The sequence below is a fragment of the Chryseobacterium tructae genome, from assembly GCF_030409875.1.
Lineage (GTDB): Bacteria > Bacteroidota > Bacteroidia > Flavobacteriales > Weeksellaceae > Chryseobacterium > Chryseobacterium tructae.
Window position 1 is genome coordinate 2,815,629 of record NZ_JAUFQR010000001.1, and the last position, 16,360, is coordinate 2,831,988.

At 35.0% G+C, this 16,360-nt stretch carries 17 protein-coding genes and 1 pseudogene; 3 read left to right on the plus strand and 15 right to left on the minus strand.

Annotated elements, in window-relative coordinates; all coding sequences use genetic code 11:
- Positions 1 to 48: 48 nt before the first annotated feature.
- The 11 genes and pseudogenes from hisB to QWZ06_RS14030 form a co-directional block, all read right to left on the minus strand.
- Positions 49 to 1,143, minus strand: coding sequence for a bifunctional histidinol-phosphatase/imidazoleglycerol-phosphate dehydratase HisB (hisB, locus tag QWZ06_RS13980; RefSeq protein ID WP_290298840.1), 1,095 nt, complete (start codon positions 1,141 to 1,143; stop codon positions 49 to 51).
- 2 nt (positions 1,144 to 1,145) lie between these two features.
- Positions 1,146 to 2,171 carry a histidinol-phosphate transaminase gene (hisC, locus tag QWZ06_RS13985; RefSeq protein ID WP_290298842.1) on the minus strand — a complete coding sequence of 342 codons (1,026 nt, stop codon included), beginning with the start codon at positions 2,169 to 2,171 and terminating at the stop codon, positions 1,146 to 1,148.
- Positions 2,172 to 2,175: 4 nt separating this feature from the next.
- Positions 2,176 to 3,450 (minus strand): histidinol dehydrogenase, encoded by a 1,275-nt coding sequence (hisD, locus tag QWZ06_RS13990; RefSeq protein WP_290298845.1) that lies wholly within the window; start codon positions 3,448 to 3,450, stop codon positions 2,176 to 2,178.
- A 134-nt stretch (positions 3,451 to 3,584) separates the two neighbouring features.
- Positions 3,585 to 4,442: an ATP phosphoribosyltransferase gene (gene hisG / locus QWZ06_RS13995; protein WP_290298847.1), complete on the minus strand. Its 858-nt coding sequence runs from the start codon at positions 4,440 to 4,442 to the stop codon at positions 3,585 to 3,587.
- 248 nt (positions 4,443 to 4,690) lie between these two features.
- The gene (locus tag QWZ06_RS14000) at positions 4,691 to 5,788 is read right to left on the minus strand and encodes a glycosyltransferase family 4 protein (RefSeq protein ID WP_290298849.1); all 1,098 of its coding nucleotides are present in this window, start codon (positions 5,786 to 5,788) and stop codon (positions 4,691 to 4,693) included.
- Positions 5,785 to 6,561: a polysaccharide deacetylase family protein gene (locus QWZ06_RS14005; protein ID WP_290298851.1), complete on the minus strand. Its 777-nt coding sequence runs from the start codon at positions 6,559 to 6,561 to the stop codon at positions 5,785 to 5,787. The genes QWZ06_RS14000 and QWZ06_RS14005 overlap by 4 nt, the downstream gene beginning before the upstream one ends.
- On the minus strand, positions 6,562 to 7,491 hold the full coding sequence (locus QWZ06_RS14010; RefSeq protein ID WP_290298853.1) for a glycosyltransferase family 2 protein: 930 nt from the start codon (positions 7,489 to 7,491) through the stop codon (positions 6,562 to 6,564).
- Positions 7,492 to 7,494: 3 nt separating this feature from the next.
- Positions 7,495 to 8,663, minus strand: a pseudogene (locus QWZ06_RS14015) (glycosyltransferase family 87 protein).
- A 31-nt stretch (positions 8,664 to 8,694) separates the two neighbouring features.
- The gene (locus tag QWZ06_RS14020) at positions 8,695 to 9,507 is read right to left on the minus strand and encodes a 2,3,4,5-tetrahydropyridine-2,6-dicarboxylate N-succinyltransferase (RefSeq protein WP_047492905.1); all 813 of its coding nucleotides are present in this window, start codon (positions 9,505 to 9,507) and stop codon (positions 8,695 to 8,697) included.
- Positions 9,508 to 9,590: 83 nt separating this feature from the next.
- Positions 9,591 to 10,199, minus strand: coding sequence for a methyltransferase family protein (locus QWZ06_RS14025; RefSeq protein WP_290298859.1), 609 nt, complete (start codon positions 10,197 to 10,199; stop codon positions 9,591 to 9,593).
- Positions 10,200 to 10,487: 288 nt separating this feature from the next.
- Positions 10,488 to 11,360 carry an AraC family transcriptional regulator gene (locus tag QWZ06_RS14030; RefSeq protein WP_290298861.1) on the minus strand — a complete coding sequence of 291 codons (873 nt, stop codon included), beginning with the start codon at positions 11,358 to 11,360 and terminating at the stop codon, positions 10,488 to 10,490.
- Positions 11,361 to 11,424: 64 nt separating this feature from the next.
- On the opposite strand from QWZ06_RS14030, the gene QWZ06_RS14035 reads away from it, so the two are divergent.
- On the plus strand, positions 11,425 to 12,612 hold the full coding sequence (locus QWZ06_RS14035) for an MFS transporter (RefSeq protein WP_290298863.1): 1,188 nt from the start codon (positions 11,425 to 11,427) through the stop codon (positions 12,610 to 12,612).
- A 236-nt stretch (positions 12,613 to 12,848) separates the two neighbouring features.
- Here the strand turns inward: QWZ06_RS14035 and QWZ06_RS14040 are convergent, their stop codons facing one another.
- From QWZ06_RS14040 to QWZ06_RS14050, 3 genes are all read right to left on the minus strand, one after another.
- Positions 12,849 to 13,163: a DUF2255 family protein gene (locus tag QWZ06_RS14040; RefSeq protein ID WP_290298864.1), complete on the minus strand. Its 315-nt coding sequence runs from the start codon at positions 13,161 to 13,163 to the stop codon at positions 12,849 to 12,851.
- A gap of 110 nt (positions 13,164 to 13,273) precedes the next feature.
- Positions 13,274 to 13,600 carry a LytR/AlgR family response regulator transcription factor gene (locus QWZ06_RS14045; protein WP_290298866.1) on the minus strand — a complete coding sequence of 109 codons (327 nt, stop codon included), beginning with the start codon at positions 13,598 to 13,600 and terminating at the stop codon, positions 13,274 to 13,276.
- Positions 13,601 to 13,608: 8 nt separating this feature from the next.
- On the minus strand, positions 13,609 to 14,181 hold the full coding sequence (locus QWZ06_RS14050) for a C40 family peptidase (RefSeq protein ID WP_290298868.1): 573 nt from the start codon (positions 14,179 to 14,181) through the stop codon (positions 13,609 to 13,611).
- 153 nt (positions 14,182 to 14,334) lie between these two features.
- Between QWZ06_RS14050 and QWZ06_RS14055 the strand changes: the two genes are divergently transcribed.
- Positions 14,335 to 14,970: a hypothetical protein gene (locus QWZ06_RS14055; RefSeq protein WP_290298869.1), complete on the plus strand. Its 636-nt coding sequence runs from the start codon at positions 14,335 to 14,337 to the stop codon at positions 14,968 to 14,970.
- Between the two features lie 38 nt (positions 14,971 to 15,008).
- On the opposite strand, the gene QWZ06_RS14060 is transcribed toward QWZ06_RS14055, so the two are convergent.
- The gene (locus QWZ06_RS14060; RefSeq protein WP_290298871.1) at positions 15,009 to 15,386 is read right to left on the minus strand and encodes a hypothetical protein; all 378 of its coding nucleotides are present in this window, start codon (positions 15,384 to 15,386) and stop codon (positions 15,009 to 15,011) included.
- 390 nt (positions 15,387 to 15,776) lie between these two features.
- Here QWZ06_RS14060 and QWZ06_RS14065 point away from each other — a divergent pair, with 390 nt between their 5' ends.
- On the plus strand, positions 15,777 to 16,349 hold the full coding sequence (locus QWZ06_RS14065; protein ID WP_290298872.1) for a hypothetical protein: 573 nt from the start codon (positions 15,777 to 15,779) through the stop codon (positions 16,347 to 16,349).
- The last annotated feature ends 11 nt before the right edge of the window (positions 16,350 to 16,360 follow it).

Sequence of the window (16,360 nt, forward strand, 5' to 3'; positions counted from 1 at the left end):
CTTAATGATCAAATATTTACAGTTGATGTTATTCAATCTTCTGCTTACTTATAAACTTCCTTTGGTTGAAGGCAAATTATAGTTGCTGTCAGATTGGTTCACTGCCATTTTTACTGCTTTAGCAAAAGCTTTGAAGATAGATTCAATTTTGTGGTGTTCATTCTCTCCTTCTGCTTTAATATTTAAATTCGTTTTTGAAGAATCAGTAAAAGATTTAAAAAAGTGGAAAAACATTTCTGTAGGCACATCTCCTATTTTTTCTCTTTTAAAATCGGCATCCCAGACCAGCCATGGCCTTCCTCCAAAATCAATCGCAACCTGGGATAGGCAATCGTCCATTGGAAGCAGGAAGCCATACCTTTCAATTCCTTTTTTCTTTCCTAATGCTTTTAAAATAGCTTCTCCCAATACAATTCCTGTATCTTCAACCGTGTGGTGCTCGTCAACCATCAGATCCCCATTTACTTTGATGGTAAGATCCATATTACCGTGTCTTGCAATCTGATCCAGCATGTGGTCAAAAAAGTGAAGACCTGTGGAGATTTCCGACTTTCCTTTCCCATCGAGATTCACCTCAATTTCTATTTCAGTTTCATTGGTCTTTCTGGAGACTTTGGCCCTTCTCATTCCTGTCTTTAAAAACTGATAAATGTCTCTCCATTCCGTTGCATTAAGGCTTGCCTCTTCATTAAAGCTTTGGTTTAGAAAAATAGATTTAGATCCCAAATTTTTAGCAAGTTGCACATCAGTACTTCGATCACCAATTACATAGGAATTTTCCAGATCATAATCACCATAAATATATTTTGCCAGCATTCCTGTTCCTGGTTTTCGGGTAGGTAAATTTTCATGTTCAAAACTTTTATCAATCAAAATATCACTGAAAATAATTCCTTCATTTTCAAATGCCCGCATCATTTTTTCATGGGGCTTTGTAAAAGTATCCAAAGGAAAACTTTCGGTTCCTAAACCGTCCTGATTGGTCACCATCACCAACTCATAATCCAGCTCATTGACTATTTTGGAAAGGTTTTGGAAAACTCCCGGATAAAACTCTAACTTTTCCAATGAATCTACTTGAAAATCTGTTGGTGGCTCAATGATCAGAGTACCATCACGATCGATAAATAATACTTTTTTCATCTTTATATATTTTTTAAAAGATTAACCAATTTTTCATTCTCCTGACGATTGCCTACATTGATTCTAATGCATCCAGGGATAGCCGGATCTCTTCTGCTGGTTAAAATTTCCTGTTCCAGCATTTGGTTATATACCTTTTCTATATTTTTCATTTTAATCAAAAAGAAGTTGGCATCTGTTGGAAATACTTTGGAAATACATTCGATATCGTTAAACTGATTTTGAAGCCATGCACGCTCTGCCACAATATTGTTTACATTCTCTTTCAATTTATTTTCATCCTCAAGGGCATTCAGAATCAGCTCCTGACTTAATGCATTGACGTTATAAGGGGCTTTTACGGTATTAATCAGCTGAATAATCTCTTCTGAAGCATACGCTACACCTACTCTTGCTCCCGCAATTCCCCAAGCTTTTGAAAAGGTCTGAAGAACAATAAGATTGGGATACTGAGCCAGAAGCTCCAAGCTAGATTTTTTCCCTGAAAACTCAATATATGCTTCGTCCACCACCACAATTCCGTTAAAGTTCTGCAGGTAGAATTCAATATCATCAATACTGTTTCCTGTTGGATTGTTCGGGGAACATAGGAAGAAAACCTTAATGGATTCTTCTTTAATTATATTTAAAAAATCCTCTTTTACAATATCAAAATTCTCATCCAGATTTAATTGTAAAACCCTATTTTCATTGATAGTAGCATAAAATCCATACATTGCGAAAGAAGGATTCATCATTAAAATAGCATCTTTTTTAGGTTCACAGAAGATCTTAATAATTAAATCGATCAATTCATCACTTCCATTTCCTATAGCGATCTGTTCCGGAGAGAGATTTCTAAGACTTGCTAAACTATTTTTAAGCTTTTTCTGGGTAGAATCCGGGTAACGGTTCCATTCTCCAAAGGGAGATTCATTAGCATCTAAAAAGGTAGGTTCATTAAATTCATTATAATCTCTGAAACTTATGTATGGTTTCAATTTTAAAATATTGTCTCTTACTAATGTATTGATACTGATTGTGTTCATTGTATTATTTTAATCTTATTGATACTGCATTTTTGTGGGCAAAAAGGCCTTCTGCTTCTGCCATTATTTCTATTGTTTTCCCCAGATTCTGAAGTCCTTTCTTTGATAGATACTGAAAGGTAATTTTCTTTACAAAACTGTCCAGAGATACGCCACTGTAATTCTTTGCGTAAGCGTTAGTAGGAAGAGTGTGATTCGTCCCACTCGCATAGTCTCCGGCACTTTCACAAGAATAATTTCCAAGAAATACAGAGCCTGCATTCTGGATCATCGGAATATATTTTTCAAATTCTCCGATGGCCAGGATAAGGTGTTCCGGGGCATATAGATTGCTAAACTCTACAGCTTCTTCAAGACTATTTAATAGTATAAAACTACTATTTTCAAGTGCTTTTCCAGCCATTTCATTTCTTGGTAATTTTTTGACTTGCTGCTCAATAGACCCAATCGTTTCATTAAAAACTTTAAGATCAGTTGTGAGAAAAATAACTTGGCTATCACTACCGTGTTCTGCCTGAGAAAGCAAATCTGCAGCGCAAAATTCAGGAATAGCTTGCTCATCCGCAATCACAAGAACCTCACTGGGACCCGCCGGCATATCGATCGCGACTCCATAATGTTGGGCATACTCTTTGGCTGCCACCACGAATTGATTTCCTGGGCCAAAAATCTTAGATACTTTCGGAATACTTTCCGTTCCCAGAGTCATTGCAGCAATGGCCTGAGCGCCTCCTGTTTTAAAAATCTTTGAAACCCCACAAAGCTTGGCAGCATATAAAATAGCAGGATTCACAGCGCCGTTGTTGTCCGGTGGTGTACAAAGAATAATCTCTTTACATCCTGCGATATTAGCGGGTACTGCAAGCATCAGTACTGTTGAAAATAAAGGTGCTGTTCCTCCCGGAATATAAATTCCTACGTTTTCTATTGCTCTGTTTTCTCTCCAGCAGATCACCCCTTTTGTCGTTTCAATCTTCTGGATCTCCGGATTTTGTGAAATGTGAAATTTAAAGATGTTATCTTTTGCCTTTTGGATGGCCTTTTTTAGTTCCTTACTTATTTGATTTTCAGAATTGTTAATTTCATCTTCTGTAACGCTAACCTCTTTAGTTTCTGCTTTATCAAATTTTTTATTGAATGCTATTAAAGCTTGATCTCCATTCCTTTCAACTTCAGCAAATATTTTGGCAATCAGTCCGGAAATTTCTGCTCTTTCAAAAACAGGACGTTTTACGAGCTCTGACCATGTATTTTTTGTTGGATATCGATATATTTTCATCTGTATTATTTTTTTCTTAGTACCTATTGATTGTTGTCTTTTTAAGCCATTAAGATCTTTATGTGATCTATTAAACTTAACTTATCTTAATTTTTCTTTACTGTACTTGTCTTAACTGTTCCTTAAATTGTGTTTTAAATAACCATCTTATCAATGGGAATAATAAGAATATCCTGAGCTCCGTTTTCTTTCAGCTCATCAATCACTTCCCAGAATCTTTCCTGATCAATTACTGAATGAATACTACTCCAGCCCTCTTCTGCCAATGGAATTACTGTAGGGCTTTTCAACACGGGCAGTACACCTGCTACTTTTTGAATCTTATCATTGGGAACATTCATCAGAATGTATTTTGAATTTTTTGCTTTTAAGACGGCTTTGATTCTGAAAAGAAATTTATCGAGAATCAAAGCTTTTTCAGATGACAATTGTGGAGTCTGAGCCAAAACAGCTTCTGATTTTAAAAGAGTTACTGTTTCTCTCAGTCCATTCTTGAATAAGGTACTTCCGGAGCTTACAATATCACAAATTCCGTCTGCAAGTCCAATGTTTGGAGCAATTTCTACAGAACCGGAAATAACGTGGATATCCGAAGTAATTCCTTTGGTTTCTAAAAAATTCTTAAGGGTGTTGGGGTATGATGTGGCAATTTTTCGGCCTTGGAAGTAGCCCAGATCATCGGTTTCAATCTCTTTGGGAACAGCGATGGATACACGGCATTTTGAAAAGCCCAGCTTCTCAACGATCTGGATCTTTTTTTGTTTTTCAATTAATAGATTTTCGCCGACTATAGCTACATCCACCACACCATCTTCAAGGTATTGGGGAATATCTGAATTCCGGAGATACATGATTTCCATCGGGAAGTTATCTACGGAAACTTTAAGCTGGTCTTTTCCGTTGTTAACAAAGATTCCGCAGTCTTTAAGGAGCTGTAGGGATTCTTCGTATAAACGGCCACTTTTCTGAATCGCAATTTTTAATTTACTCATTTCGTCTTTTTTGAGTCCGAGTAAATAAAAACTGATCTGTTGAAATTTCTGAGGAGAATTCAGGAAACAAAAAAACCGTCTACTTACTCAGACGGTTTTTAATTATTTTTGATTTTAGCATCAACAAATATCAATCAATTCCGCCTAACAGAGATGATGATAATAATGATGTAATGCTAAAAATATTGGTTTCATTGTATTGAATTATGATGCAAATGTAGGATTTATTTTTAAAATCCTACATTTTTTTAGATAATTTTTTGATAAAGATTCATCAGATTCTTGGCAATCCGTTCATCGTTGAACTTCTGAACAAACTCGAAACCCTTTTCCTCACGGCGTTTTCTTTCGGATTCATTTTCCCAGAGAAATTTTATTTTTGCCCTGATATCAAGATCATTATTGGGGTTGATATAAACGGAGTCTTTTCCACCTGCTTCCGGCAAACAGCTTGTATTGCTTGTTATTACTACCGTTTTGGAGAATAGTGCTTCTATCACAGGAATTCCAAATCCTTCAAAGAAGCTTGGATAGACGAAAATATCGGCCAGTTTATAGATCACAGCCAATTCATCCATAGAAACACCTTCCAGGAACTGTACCTGGTTTTCCATTTTGTTTTTCTTCAGGAAGCTTTCGATCTTCTGGTAATATTTGGTCTTTTTTCCAACTACAACCAATGGAATTCCGGTATCTTTAATGGCTTTTACTACGTTCAAAAGATTTTTACGATCTTCAATAGTTCCCACATTCAGAATGAATCTTTCCGGAAGATTAAATTTTTCTTTGGCAGCTTGAATTTGTTCTGAAGATTGTTGCTCTTTAAATGCTTTGTGACAGCCTTGATAAATGACTTCAATTTTGCTTTCAGGAACTTGTAAGAACTCTATAATGTCGCTTTTGGTTTGTTCTGAAATAGCAATAATTTTATCTGCCATATCCGCCGCTTTTTTAAACTTCCAAAAATGTATTTTGCGGTCAAAAAAAGAATAATACTGTGGATATCTTACAAAGATCAGATCATGAATGGTTACGATCTTTTTGATAGGTCTTTGATCCCATTTCAATGGCAATTCACCAGACAGACCATGAAATAGATCTGCTCCTTGCCTCTGAGCATCTTTTCCCATTTTAAGCTGACGTGAAAAATTACCTTTTGAGGTTTCTATGAACTTAACATTAGGACGGTCAAGAATATCCTTCCCGCGCTCAGATTTGTTTTTGTTGAGCAACAGATATTCATTATCCGGCTCATATTGCGAAAGAATTCTTACGAGATCTCTTGAATAATTGCCTAATCCAGAGGTGTTATGGAAAAAACGTTTTGCGTCAAAAGCAATTTTCATGCGTGTATTTGTTTTTGAAATTCCTGAAAAGTACCAAAAGTATGGCCTTTTTCTTTAAGCCATCCTACAAAGGTATCAAATCTTTCCACCATATCTTTCCCTGAATTTTTCACAGTGAAACCCGGCAATTTAAATGCTTCATCTTTAATAGCAGCAAATTCCCACGGATGGAAATAAACATTCAGATACTTGTCTTTTTTCAAGGTATCAGCAGCCAATTTTTTATATAGTGCTAAAGGAAAATTATGAAAACTCAGCCAGAATAAAGGAATTCTGAAATTAGGTGATACAGATGCAGGAACCTGCATTACATTTCCTTCTTTAAAATACGTTCTTGATACTTTAAGATTATTATATCTTCCCGGTAAAAACGTAGGATTGATAGAAGAATTATAAGAATATCCTGCTTTTTCTACTTCTTTTTCATTTACCGGCATCATTCTAGGCATTCTTAGCCCCGTTACTTTTGTGGAAAATAATTCTTCCAGTCTTTCTCGGGATTCTTTCAGATGTTTGTCTTCAAATTCTGAGTGAAACCAAGTGTGAGAAGCCAGTTCGTGACCTTCGTTCAATAGTCTTTCAATAAGATGTTTACTGTTTTCAGCAAAAATAACGGTAGAAAAAAAGGTAGCTTTTGCTCCGTGCTTTTTAAGAATATTTAAAATATTTTCAAGTCCATGCTGAGATATAGAGATTTGTTTATCAAAAGAGATCTCCCCTTTATATTCTAAAGGCATGTCGAACTCCTCGATATCAAAACTTAATAAAACCATTTAAAAATTTTTGTTTTTTATAATATAATTAGGTCTTTCTTTAACCTGTTTAAAGATTTTACCTAAGTAAATGCCAATGATTCCGAGGATGATCAGCTGAAGACCTCCAAAGAATACAATCGTCATAATTAATGATGCCCAACCTGAAATTTCGGTATGAACCACAAATGAATGAATAACATACGCAAGATATCCAATTACTGAAAGTACTGAGAATAAAAAGCCCAGATATGCTGCTAAATAAAGCGGTTTTACACTAAAAGCAGTAATTCCGGTAAATGCAAATTTGAGCATTTTTTTAAGGTTATAACTGCTCTCTCCTGCTATTCTTTCTCCTGCTGTAAAGTCAATGCCGATTTGTTTGTAACCCATCCAACTGGTTAAGCCTCTTAAGAACAGATCATCTTCTTTGAAGCTTCTCATTGCCTCTACCGCATTGGCATCCATCAATCTGAAATCGGATCCGCCTCCTTTGGTAAGATTCACATCGGAAAGACTGGATAGAAGCTTATAGAACACATCAGAAGTTTTTCTTTTAAAATAAGAAATTTGTTTAGGATAAGTTCTTACCGTATATACGATATCATAGCCTTCTTCCCATTTTTTAATCATTTCAGGAATAAGTTCTGGTGGATGCTGAAGATCGCCATCCATTGATATCACAGCATTTCCATCGGCATTATCCATTCCCGCTTTTACGGCTGGCTGATGCCCGAAGTTTCTGGAGAATTCAATAAATTTTACTTCTTCATATTTCTGAGACAATTCTTCCAACTTCTGTTGTGTACGATCTCTGCTTCCATCATTCACAAAAATGATTTCAAAATCATAATTCTCCAGCCCTGAAAAAACTTCTTTTATTTTTTCATGAACTAAAGCAACGTTACCTTCTTCATTATGAGCAGGAATGACAATAGAAATTTTCTTCATACATTAATTTAAAGTGTAGTCCTTTTCAAAATCTTTGGTCATCAGTTCATAAATAACTCTTAACCAAACGACGATACAAGGTACGGCTTTCAATGAATATTTAATGATATAATTTGTTTGATAAATTTTGGGAATAAATCTGATGGTGAGAAACAGGTCAGAATGATCACAAACACCAATAATCCAATAATGAAAGGTGTTTTTTCCTTCTGAAGCGTGAACCATATCATGACTCCTGCCACAGCAATAATATATGTTGGAGATTCGGAACCTGAACTGAATAATACCAAAAACAGCAATGTAGAAGCCAGGATCATCAATTGAAATGCATAGTTTTTATACTGCTTTATTCTGATATATGGCAATGCAAATAAAGGAAGCCCAAAAGCTAAAAATGTAAGGTTTGAAATGGATGCATCACCCAAAATTCTTCTTACAAATCCCATTAGTGAAATGTCCTGCATATTCCCTAGCACCTGATTATCATTATTCTTTGATATTAAAGACGTAGCCCAGTCTGAATAACTCTGAATAACAAACTGCGGACAGGAATAGATCATCGGAATGCATAAACATAATGCGGCAATGACAATTCCCGAAAGAATAAATTTGACCTTATTTTTGATAAAGAAAAACTGCGACAGCCCTACAATTCCGTAAAGTTTTACAAAGATTCCGACAACAATAGTTGTAGCAGACTGTACTTCTTTTCTTTCATAAATGAATATTGCTGATAGCATTAAAAGTCCTACTAATGCGACATTGAACTGTAAACTCACCGCAGCAGTAATGTATTCTTGCAGACATAATAAGGCAAAAAGAGCCTTCTTAGGGTCTGAAAACGGCAATTTGTGAATGGCATACAGGAAAATGGCTGTATTGGCAACATTCCATAGGGCAATTCCCATCCAGTCCGGCATTACCGCAAAAGGAGCGATCAATAAACTGAAAAAGATACCATAATGATTCATATCAGAATATTGCTCAGGATATTGTAAATACAGATTCTTTTCATCAAGGGTATTGAAAAATACTCCTTTAAAAATCAAGTAATTATTAATTGCCTGGTATCCTCTGGAAAATTTGGAAAGTGCAGTCGCTATGGCTACAATAATATAAACCCCAAATATATATTTAGGGTTTAATAGTATTTTAAGAAATTTTTCTTTCAAAATAGGTTGGTATTAGTTTAAAAACTTAATCTTAAACAGCTACATTATTTTCTCTCAAAGCATCATTAAGAGAAGTCTTTTTATCTGTAGATTCTTTTCTCTGACCAATGATCAATGCACATGGAACCTGATATTCACCTGCAGGATATTGTTTTGTATAACTTCCAGGAATAACTACAGAACGAGCAGGAACTCTTCCTTTAATTTCAATTGGTTCACTTCCTGTTACGTCAATAATTTTTGTAGAAGCTGTTAAAACAACATTCGCTCCCAATACCGCTTCTTTTTCTACGTGAACTCCTTCTACAACGATGCATCTTGAACCGATGAAACAATCATCTTCAATAATTACCGGAGCTGCCTGTAATGGTTCTAATACACCACCAATACCTACACCACCACTTAAGTGAACGTTTTTACCGATCTGTGCACAGCTTCCTACTGTTGCCCAAGTGTCTACCATTGTTCCTGAATCTACATAAGCTCCAATGTTTACATAAGATGGCATCAAAATTACTCCTGAAGCTACGAAAGAACCTTCTCTCGCAATGGCATGAGGAACCACTCTTACTCCTTTTTCCGCATAATTTTTCTTTAAAGGAATCTTGTCATGGAATTCAAATGGGCCTACTTCAATAGTTTCCATCTTTTGGATCGGGAAATACATTACTACTGCTTTCTTCACCCATTCATTTACCTGCCATCCGTTTTCCGTAGGCTCAGCTACACGAAGTTCTCCGGAATCTAATAAAGAAATAACCTCTCTAATCGCTTTTTGGCTGTCTTCATTTTGTAATAAATCTCTATTATCCCAAATGTTTTCAATAGTTTGTTGTAACGACATGTTTCTTATTTAAATTAGTTTGAAAAATTATACCGGCCAAAGATACAAAAAAGTTCAGCAAAACTGTTTTTAAGTTTATGCTTTTAATAAAGGTTCAGCATACGCTCAACCCTCTTTTTATAAGCAATATAAACCGAACCATGCTGTCTTAGCAAATGTTCTTCTTCAAGACGAATCTGAATTTGCATTAAAATACTCCCGATTATGAACAAAAAGAAGGTAATCATAGTAGGAAATGCAAAGAAAAATCCGATAAGACTGAGTGTCATTCCAAGGAAAATAGGATTTCGGGAAAATTGAAATAATCCGGAGGTAATAAGTTCTGTTTTTATACTTTGATCAATACCTATCCGCCACGAATTCTTCATTTGAAGTTGAGCGATTACAACCCAGACAAAGGCAAAAAGCATCAATCCAACCCCAAAGTACTGAAACAAAGCACACCTCAATATCTCTATTTTAAAATCCTCTTCTATACTTGGAGACCATAAAGGCAATAGTGTATAGATCCATAATACAGCCAAGATTAATTTGAAATACAAGCCAACCAATGCATAAGCAGAATCATCTTTTGGCAGAACATTAGGACTCTTTCCTATCTTTTTAGCAACGGCAATGCTGATTCCCAGAAATGAAACGGCAAAAAACAGCATAAAATAAAGCGGAATAAAGTATCTGATAAAATCTGTCATGGTTATGTTATTTCAGGCAAATTTCAGAGGTTTTACCATGCAATCCTATTGCAATAATTTCTTTTTATTTACTCTTATAATTCATCCCATACAACAGATCTATTCCACAGGGCAACCAATAACGATCTCATCTTTTTAAAAATTTCATCCTCATTGAAGATGACAACATCTCCTAAGTTTTGGCTAAAGCCAATGGAATTTCATTTTTAATGCGAACGGGATAAAGCCCATTCCTATTGAATCAATATTTAATTAATTATATATTTATCAACACAATACGGGATTTATCTATACTATAGATTTAACAGACCCATTTGTTTTTTTAAACTCTGTCAGGCTCATTTGATGCTTCTTTTTAAAGAATTTATTTAGGTGGCTCTCATCTGAAAAGCCAAATTCTGTGACAATTTCATTAATTCGCATATCACTGAAAAGAAGTCGGTGTTCAATCAGTCTTAATTTATAATTCAGGATATAATGGGTAATTGTTTCTCCACAATGGTTTTTAAAATAGCTGCCAAGATAGGTTTCGGAGAGTCCGAATTTCTGAGCAATTACAGAGACTTTTAAAAGTGCCGGGTCATGAATATTTCCCTGGATATAATTAATAATATCCACTATTCTTTTATCTGTATTGGATGCGGCATGCTCAACCCGCATTTTTGAAATATTTCTTGCTGCAATTACAATTAATGCATTCACATAATGCAGTGTTAACTCCTCTTGATACAGATCCGGATGATGAATCCCATGAAGAAGTGAGGCTACAATTGATTCTACCAAAACCACATCCGGCTTATTCTGTAAAATACAACCGGATAGATAAGATGCACCATATAACAGGCATCCTATTGAGTTAATATTATTCCATTTGTAATCTTTCACATACCGTTCGCTGAACTTTACGAGTAAAAGCTCTGTTTTTCCTTCAATATCCAAATGGTGCTGATCATCAGGTGTCAGTAATATTAAGCTGCCCTTACTATAAGAGGCTATATTATTATTGATGGTAAAGGAGCCTTTTCCGGAAATAACATAAATGATCTGAAAAAAGGAATACTGATTCCCTTTTAAAGGACAGTTTTCAGTTACATGGTATTCTACCTTTACCAGTTGATCTATATTTTCTCTTTTCATATGGTAAAAGTACTTATTTATCATTGAAATATACTGATTTTTTACATTTTTTCTGTTCAAATTTGCTACATCAAAATTTTTTAAATCAATGAAAAGATCAATTTACGTCCTTGCATTGGGCGCTTTTGGTATTATTACCACCGAATTCGGAGTGGTGGGCATCTTACCAACGATCAGCCGACAGTTTGGAGTATCGATAGATGCTGCAGGATGGCTACTGAGTGCTTTTGCAATAACCGTTGCTATCTCCTCTCCTTTTATCACTTCATTTACCAGTAAAATAAACCGAAAGCTCCTCTTATGTCTTGTTATGAGCATATTTGTACTTTCAAATCTGATATCTGCTTTTTCCACCAACTTTACAACGCTTATGATAGCCCGTATATTACCAGCAGTATTACATCCTCTTTTCTGGAATATATCTATTGCTATTGCCTTCAAAGAAAAGGGGGCAAAAGGAGTTTCTACGGTAATGCTCGGGCTAAGCCTTGCCACTGTTCTTGGTATTCCGATGACTACCTATGCGGTTGATCTCTTTCACAATTGGAAAGCTTCATTTTTCCTGAGTAGTGCTATTAGTTTGATTGCATTTATCGGATTATTATTTTTCATTCCTTCTATACCTGCTGAAAAAGAAAAATCTGGACAAAACCAGTTAACCATATTGAAAAACCCACATCTGTGGATCAACCTGATTTCAACCATTGGTACATTGGCTGCCATGTTTTCCAGCTATACTTATCTTACTGCTTATCTTGAAGAAATTACAAAAATGGACGGTGCACAAATCAGTATAATGCTGCTTCTTTTCGGAGGAATGGGAACTCTTGGTAACTGGCTTATGGGTATAGCATTAAACTGGAATGTAAAATTCACAACAAGGTTATTCTTGATCCTGTTAATTACTATACAAATTTTAGCTTATTTTTTAGGCGGAGTTTTTATCCCGATGATCATCATTGTCTCTCTTTGGGGAATGATTCATACCGGAGGCTTTTTGGTTTGCAATATCCGAACTACCCAAACCATTCCACATCATGCGCTGGAATTTGTTAACAGCCTGCTCACGTCATCATTTAACATTGGAATTTCATTAGGCGCATTTCTTGGAGGAATAGTCAGTTCTTATTATGGAGTTCAATATGTTCTTCCCGTGAGTGTTTTACTTCTTGCAGTCACTTTTTTCCTAAGCTTCTTTTCTTTCCCTAAAAATATAACAGAAGATGAGAAGACTGAACACAATAAACTTGCAACACCAGTTTGTGAGCAGATTTAATCCATATCTATTAAATTTTTTAAAAGAAAAGCAACTTATCATAGATGAGTTGCTTTTTTATATGAATTATACGTTGGGAGTGTGATAGTAAACGTTTATCCTGCGTTTCATTTTTTAAGTTTCGGCTAAAGCCAATGGAATGGGGTAATTTTAATTGAATGTATTTTGCACTAGTTATTATTCATCACAAATAATAAATTCCATCGTTCTTCTAACATGTTTATCTTCAATGATTCCTATTGCATATTTACTATTTCGTCCGAAATTGTATTTGTAAGATAAGCCTGATTTATTTCCTCTGTAAGCTGATTCAGATCCTCCGGGATTATAGCCTTAATATTATATAAGATATCATCACATTTGATCTGCCCTGCTGGGCATTTCAAAAAAGTATTATACCAGCTTCTTTCTGCCAGCCCCCATGATCTGGCAAAAATCCTGTCTTGTATAATTACCATCCAGATCTCAAGGAAATCCAAACGCTCTGATCCAGCTTTTATTTCGATAATAGTATTGGCTTTAATGAAGTCTAAAGCTTTGTTTTTATTCATGTTGAAAAATTTCTGTAAAACTATTATAAGGAATGCAGAATAAAAACTTTTTTATGCAGAGTGGCCAATACAATATGTGTTTGGCTTATTTATCAATGTAGCTTAATTTTTCAAAGCATCATTTTACTGATGGTTTCGAGAAGGCAGTCTTTATAACTTTTAGCAACGGTTATCTTTAAATTTCCGCATAACAGCTGATTATCTTCGAAAGATTCAATATTAGTTAAGTTGACGATATATGAATTATGAACCCGCATGAATTCTTCTGGCAGGTTTTCAATCAGGTCTTTAAGTGTTCGGTAATAAATGTGCTTTTTTTGATCTATGGTATGAACTTCTACATAGTTCCCAAGACCTTTGATGACATTGATATCTTTAAAAAAAAGCTTTACCAGCTTTTTATCTGTTTTAATAAAAGCAAATGGCCGATTCTCCATAAAAATTGTTATAAAACTCTCTGAGCATGAAGATAAGCCTTATTCCAATATTTCTCGTTCAATGATGAGATAATTACTCCTTTTGAAGTGGAGGCATGAATAAATTTCACTTCACCATCCGGGCCAATATCATGAACAATTCCTACATGGGAAACCCTGCTGCCACCTGCTGTCGCAAAAAACAATAGATCACCGGGTTTTACATCCCTTATATCGATATTTTTACCTGCTTCAGCCTGATCGGAAGATCTTCTTGGAAGATTAAATGAATTTTCTTCAAAAACTTTTACGGTAAATCCGGAGCAGTCGAAACCTGAAGACGTGTTCCCTCCGAATCGGTAAGGTGTTCCCAGGTATTTTTCGGCATCTTTTAAGACATCATTGATGGATCTTGATACATTTCCATCGAATTTAGAATCCAATTTTCTCAGATTTTCGGATTTCACTACCGTTTTAGAGCCTGATTTCTTGCTGGAAGAAACTTTTTTTGAAGACCCGCAAGACACTACAAAAGCAGAGGCAATCAGCCATACAGAAAGCTGCTTTATACTCAATTTTTTTTCAAATAATCCTGATCCCATACTCGTCTGATTTTTACTTGATTAACGATTGATGCACAAATATACATTTTATATTTTAATTATACTATAACTATACTACAACTATATGATAAATATATGTTAAAAATTTGATTTCCGTTATTTATTACTATATTTGGGTTCAATATTGGCGATATGGCAACATATGAAAGTCTCATCAAGATCAAAGGCGCTGTAGGTGACCTTGTTTTTTATACTCTGAATGGAAAAAATGTGGTTCGGAAGAAAAGCGGGTTTAATAAAACGGCTTTTAAAAAGAATCCGTCTTATGAAAAAGTAAGACAGAACAGTTCCGAGTTCGGGCATTGCTCAAAAATGGGAAAGATTATCAGAAATAGTCTGGATCTTTATCTGAAAGAAGCAGGAGATGCCCTACTCTACCAGAAGTTTGCAAAGCTGATGACTGAAATAAAGGATTTGGATCTGATTTCCGGAAGAGGAAAACGAACGGTCGTAAACGGGCTTAAAACTGCAGAAGGGAGAAAACTTCTTACCTCTTTTCAGTTTGGAGAAATAGAGAATGTAATACCAGTTATTGAACAACAGGATTATGTTCTTTATGTAAAAGAAAATCATCACACTGAAAATGCGACGATCGTTACGATAAAGCTCAATTCAGAAAATTATACAGTAGATAAAATTGAGGAAAATATCTTTTTGAATCAGGACTCAGTATCTTTTAAACAGCATTTTCCGGAAGCTGATACACTGATTTATTTTATAGTATTGAAAAATGAATGCGATGAAATTTCCCGAATGGGATTTGTATAAATAAAAAAGCCTGCAAGATTGCAGGCTTTTATTCTATTCTATTTCTTTTCTTTTTCCCCTTTCCAGGTTCCGTATTGAGCAGGAGTTGGAAGTGTATTGGACCAGCTTCCGTTTGCTTTTTTATCCAGATTAAGCTTTCCTTTGAATTCTCCTTTTGACGGAAGACCTACTGTGCCAACCAGATCTCCTGTATTATTCAGAGTACCGGAAATATTAAAGTTGTCATTACTAACATCAGAGTGCATCGTTCCTGATACTTTCCCTTTCTTATCGACTACAAAATTCCATACTCCTTTATCGCCGCCTTCATAGGTTCCGGACCATGTTCCTACATAGTCATAGATCGTTTCATTATCATCAGAGCTGCAACCAATAAACAAAAATGCTGTTAGTAAAAGTAAAAAAAGTTTCTTCATAGTTTCAGTAGTTTTATAACCTAAAAATCCTGTTATTCTCTATTACATTCTATTAAGGAATTTCCTGTCGTAGAGAATGAGCTTAATATTTATTATTTTTTATTTCGTGCAAATCTACTAATTTTTTATTCAAATTATCTGAATTTTAATGAGTAGACAATATGTTTGTTAAAAACCAATATATTCCGGCTAAAATACAAATATTTTTCAAACAAAATAGCGAACCTTAATTTTTGAGTTAATATCTAAAAGACCGTATTTAAAATTTTCATTAATTAGCCTATTATTATATTATAAATTTAGACGTAACATATTTTTAATTAGTTTTTTATTCTCCATTAACACATAATTCTTACCTTAGTGAAAAAAATAATGTATTTAAAGAATACCATGAAAACAAAGACTTTTTTTTTAGCCGCACTTGCTTTGTGTAGTTTCGCAAGTGCCCAAGTAGGAATTAACACATCATCACCTACAAACACCTTGGATGTTAACGGATCGGTAAGGGTAAGAGGACTTTCAAATCCTGAAAATAAAATTGTTGCTGCTAATGCTCAGGGGGTTTTAACACTCATTTCTCCTGAAGAGATTTTTGCCCCTAAAGCTTTATTGAATACTTCGATGTCTTCTACCGAGCAAAGGTTAACAGTATATGAAGGAAAATGCTTTCAACCTGGAGACAATGCTTCTTCCTGTACTGTGTCTTTAAATCATTATACCTCTTGTGCAGGGTTCAGTAACCCGGTAGATACACAAGTAGTAGTGGGGCAAAGTATTAATACAAGTAACGGACAATTCTTAGGCACATGGACAGCCCGATATATTGATAATAAGGGATATTCAAATACTGCCGCTGTTGCCAACCAAACGGCACCGGATTATCCAAGAATTTCCTATCCAGCTGCTAATTCTGCAAATTATTTAGGAAGCGGAAATTTAATGGGCAGTGCAATACGGATCTGACGGCGACTATT

Bases quoted from the DNA above. Each gene is read 5' to 3' on its own strand.
- QWZ06_RS14065 (WP_290298872.1), top strand. From the start codon at position 15,777: ATGAAAACAAAGACTTTTTTTTTAGCCGCACTTGCTTTGTGTAGTTTC.
- QWZ06_RS14025 (WP_290298859.1), bottom strand. From the start codon at position 10,199: ATGACAGATTTTATCAGATACTTTATTCCGCTTTATTTTATGCTGTTT.
- QWZ06_RS14055 (WP_290298869.1), top strand. From the start codon at position 14,335: ATGGCAACATATGAAAGTCTCATCAAGATCAAAGGCGCTGTAGGTGAC.
- QWZ06_RS14040 (WP_290298864.1), bottom strand. From the start codon at position 13,163: ATGAATAAAAACAAAGCTTTAGACTTCATTAAAGCCAATACTATTATC.
- QWZ06_RS14030 (WP_290298861.1), bottom strand. From the start codon at position 11,360: ATGATAAATAAGTACTTTTACCATATGAAAAGAGAAAATATAGATCAA.
- QWZ06_RS14010 (WP_290298853.1), bottom strand. From the start codon at position 7,491: ATGAAGAAAATTTCTATTGTCATTCCTGCTCATAATGAAGAAGGTAAC.
- QWZ06_RS14045 (WP_290298866.1), bottom strand. From the start codon at position 13,600: ATGGAGAATCGGCCATTTGCTTTTATTAAAACAGATAAAAAGCTGGTA.
- QWZ06_RS14020 (WP_047492905.1), bottom strand. From the start codon at position 9,507: ATGTCGTTACAACAAACTATTGAAAACATTTGGGATAATAGAGATTTA.
- QWZ06_RS14050 (WP_290298868.1), bottom strand. From the start codon at position 14,181: ATGGGATCAGGATTATTTGAAAAAAAATTGAGTATAAAGCAGCTTTCT.
- hisD (WP_290298845.1), bottom strand. From the start codon at position 3,450: ATGAAAATATATCGATATCCAACAAAAAATACATGGTCAGAGCTCGTA.
- QWZ06_RS14035 (WP_290298863.1), top strand. From the start codon at position 11,425: ATGAAAAGATCAATTTACGTCCTTGCATTGGGCGCTTTTGGTATTATT.
- QWZ06_RS14060 (WP_290298871.1), bottom strand. From the start codon at position 15,386: ATGAAGAAACTTTTTTTACTTTTACTAACAGCATTTTTGTTTATTGGT.
- QWZ06_RS14000 (WP_290298849.1), bottom strand. From the start codon at position 5,788: ATGAAAATTGCTTTTGACGCAAAACGTTTTTTCCATAACACCTCTGGA.
- hisC (WP_290298842.1), bottom strand. From the start codon at position 2,171: ATGAACACAATCAGTATCAATACATTAGTAAGAGACAATATTTTAAAA.
- hisG (WP_290298847.1), bottom strand. From the start codon at position 4,442: ATGAGTAAATTAAAAATTGCGATTCAGAAAAGTGGCCGTTTATACGAA.
- hisB (WP_290298840.1), bottom strand. From the start codon at position 1,143: ATGAAAAAAGTATTATTTATCGATCGTGATGGTACTCTGATCATTGAG.
- QWZ06_RS14005 (WP_290298851.1), bottom strand. From the start codon at position 6,561: ATGGTTTTATTAAGTTTTGATATCGAGGAGTTCGACATGCCTTTAGAA.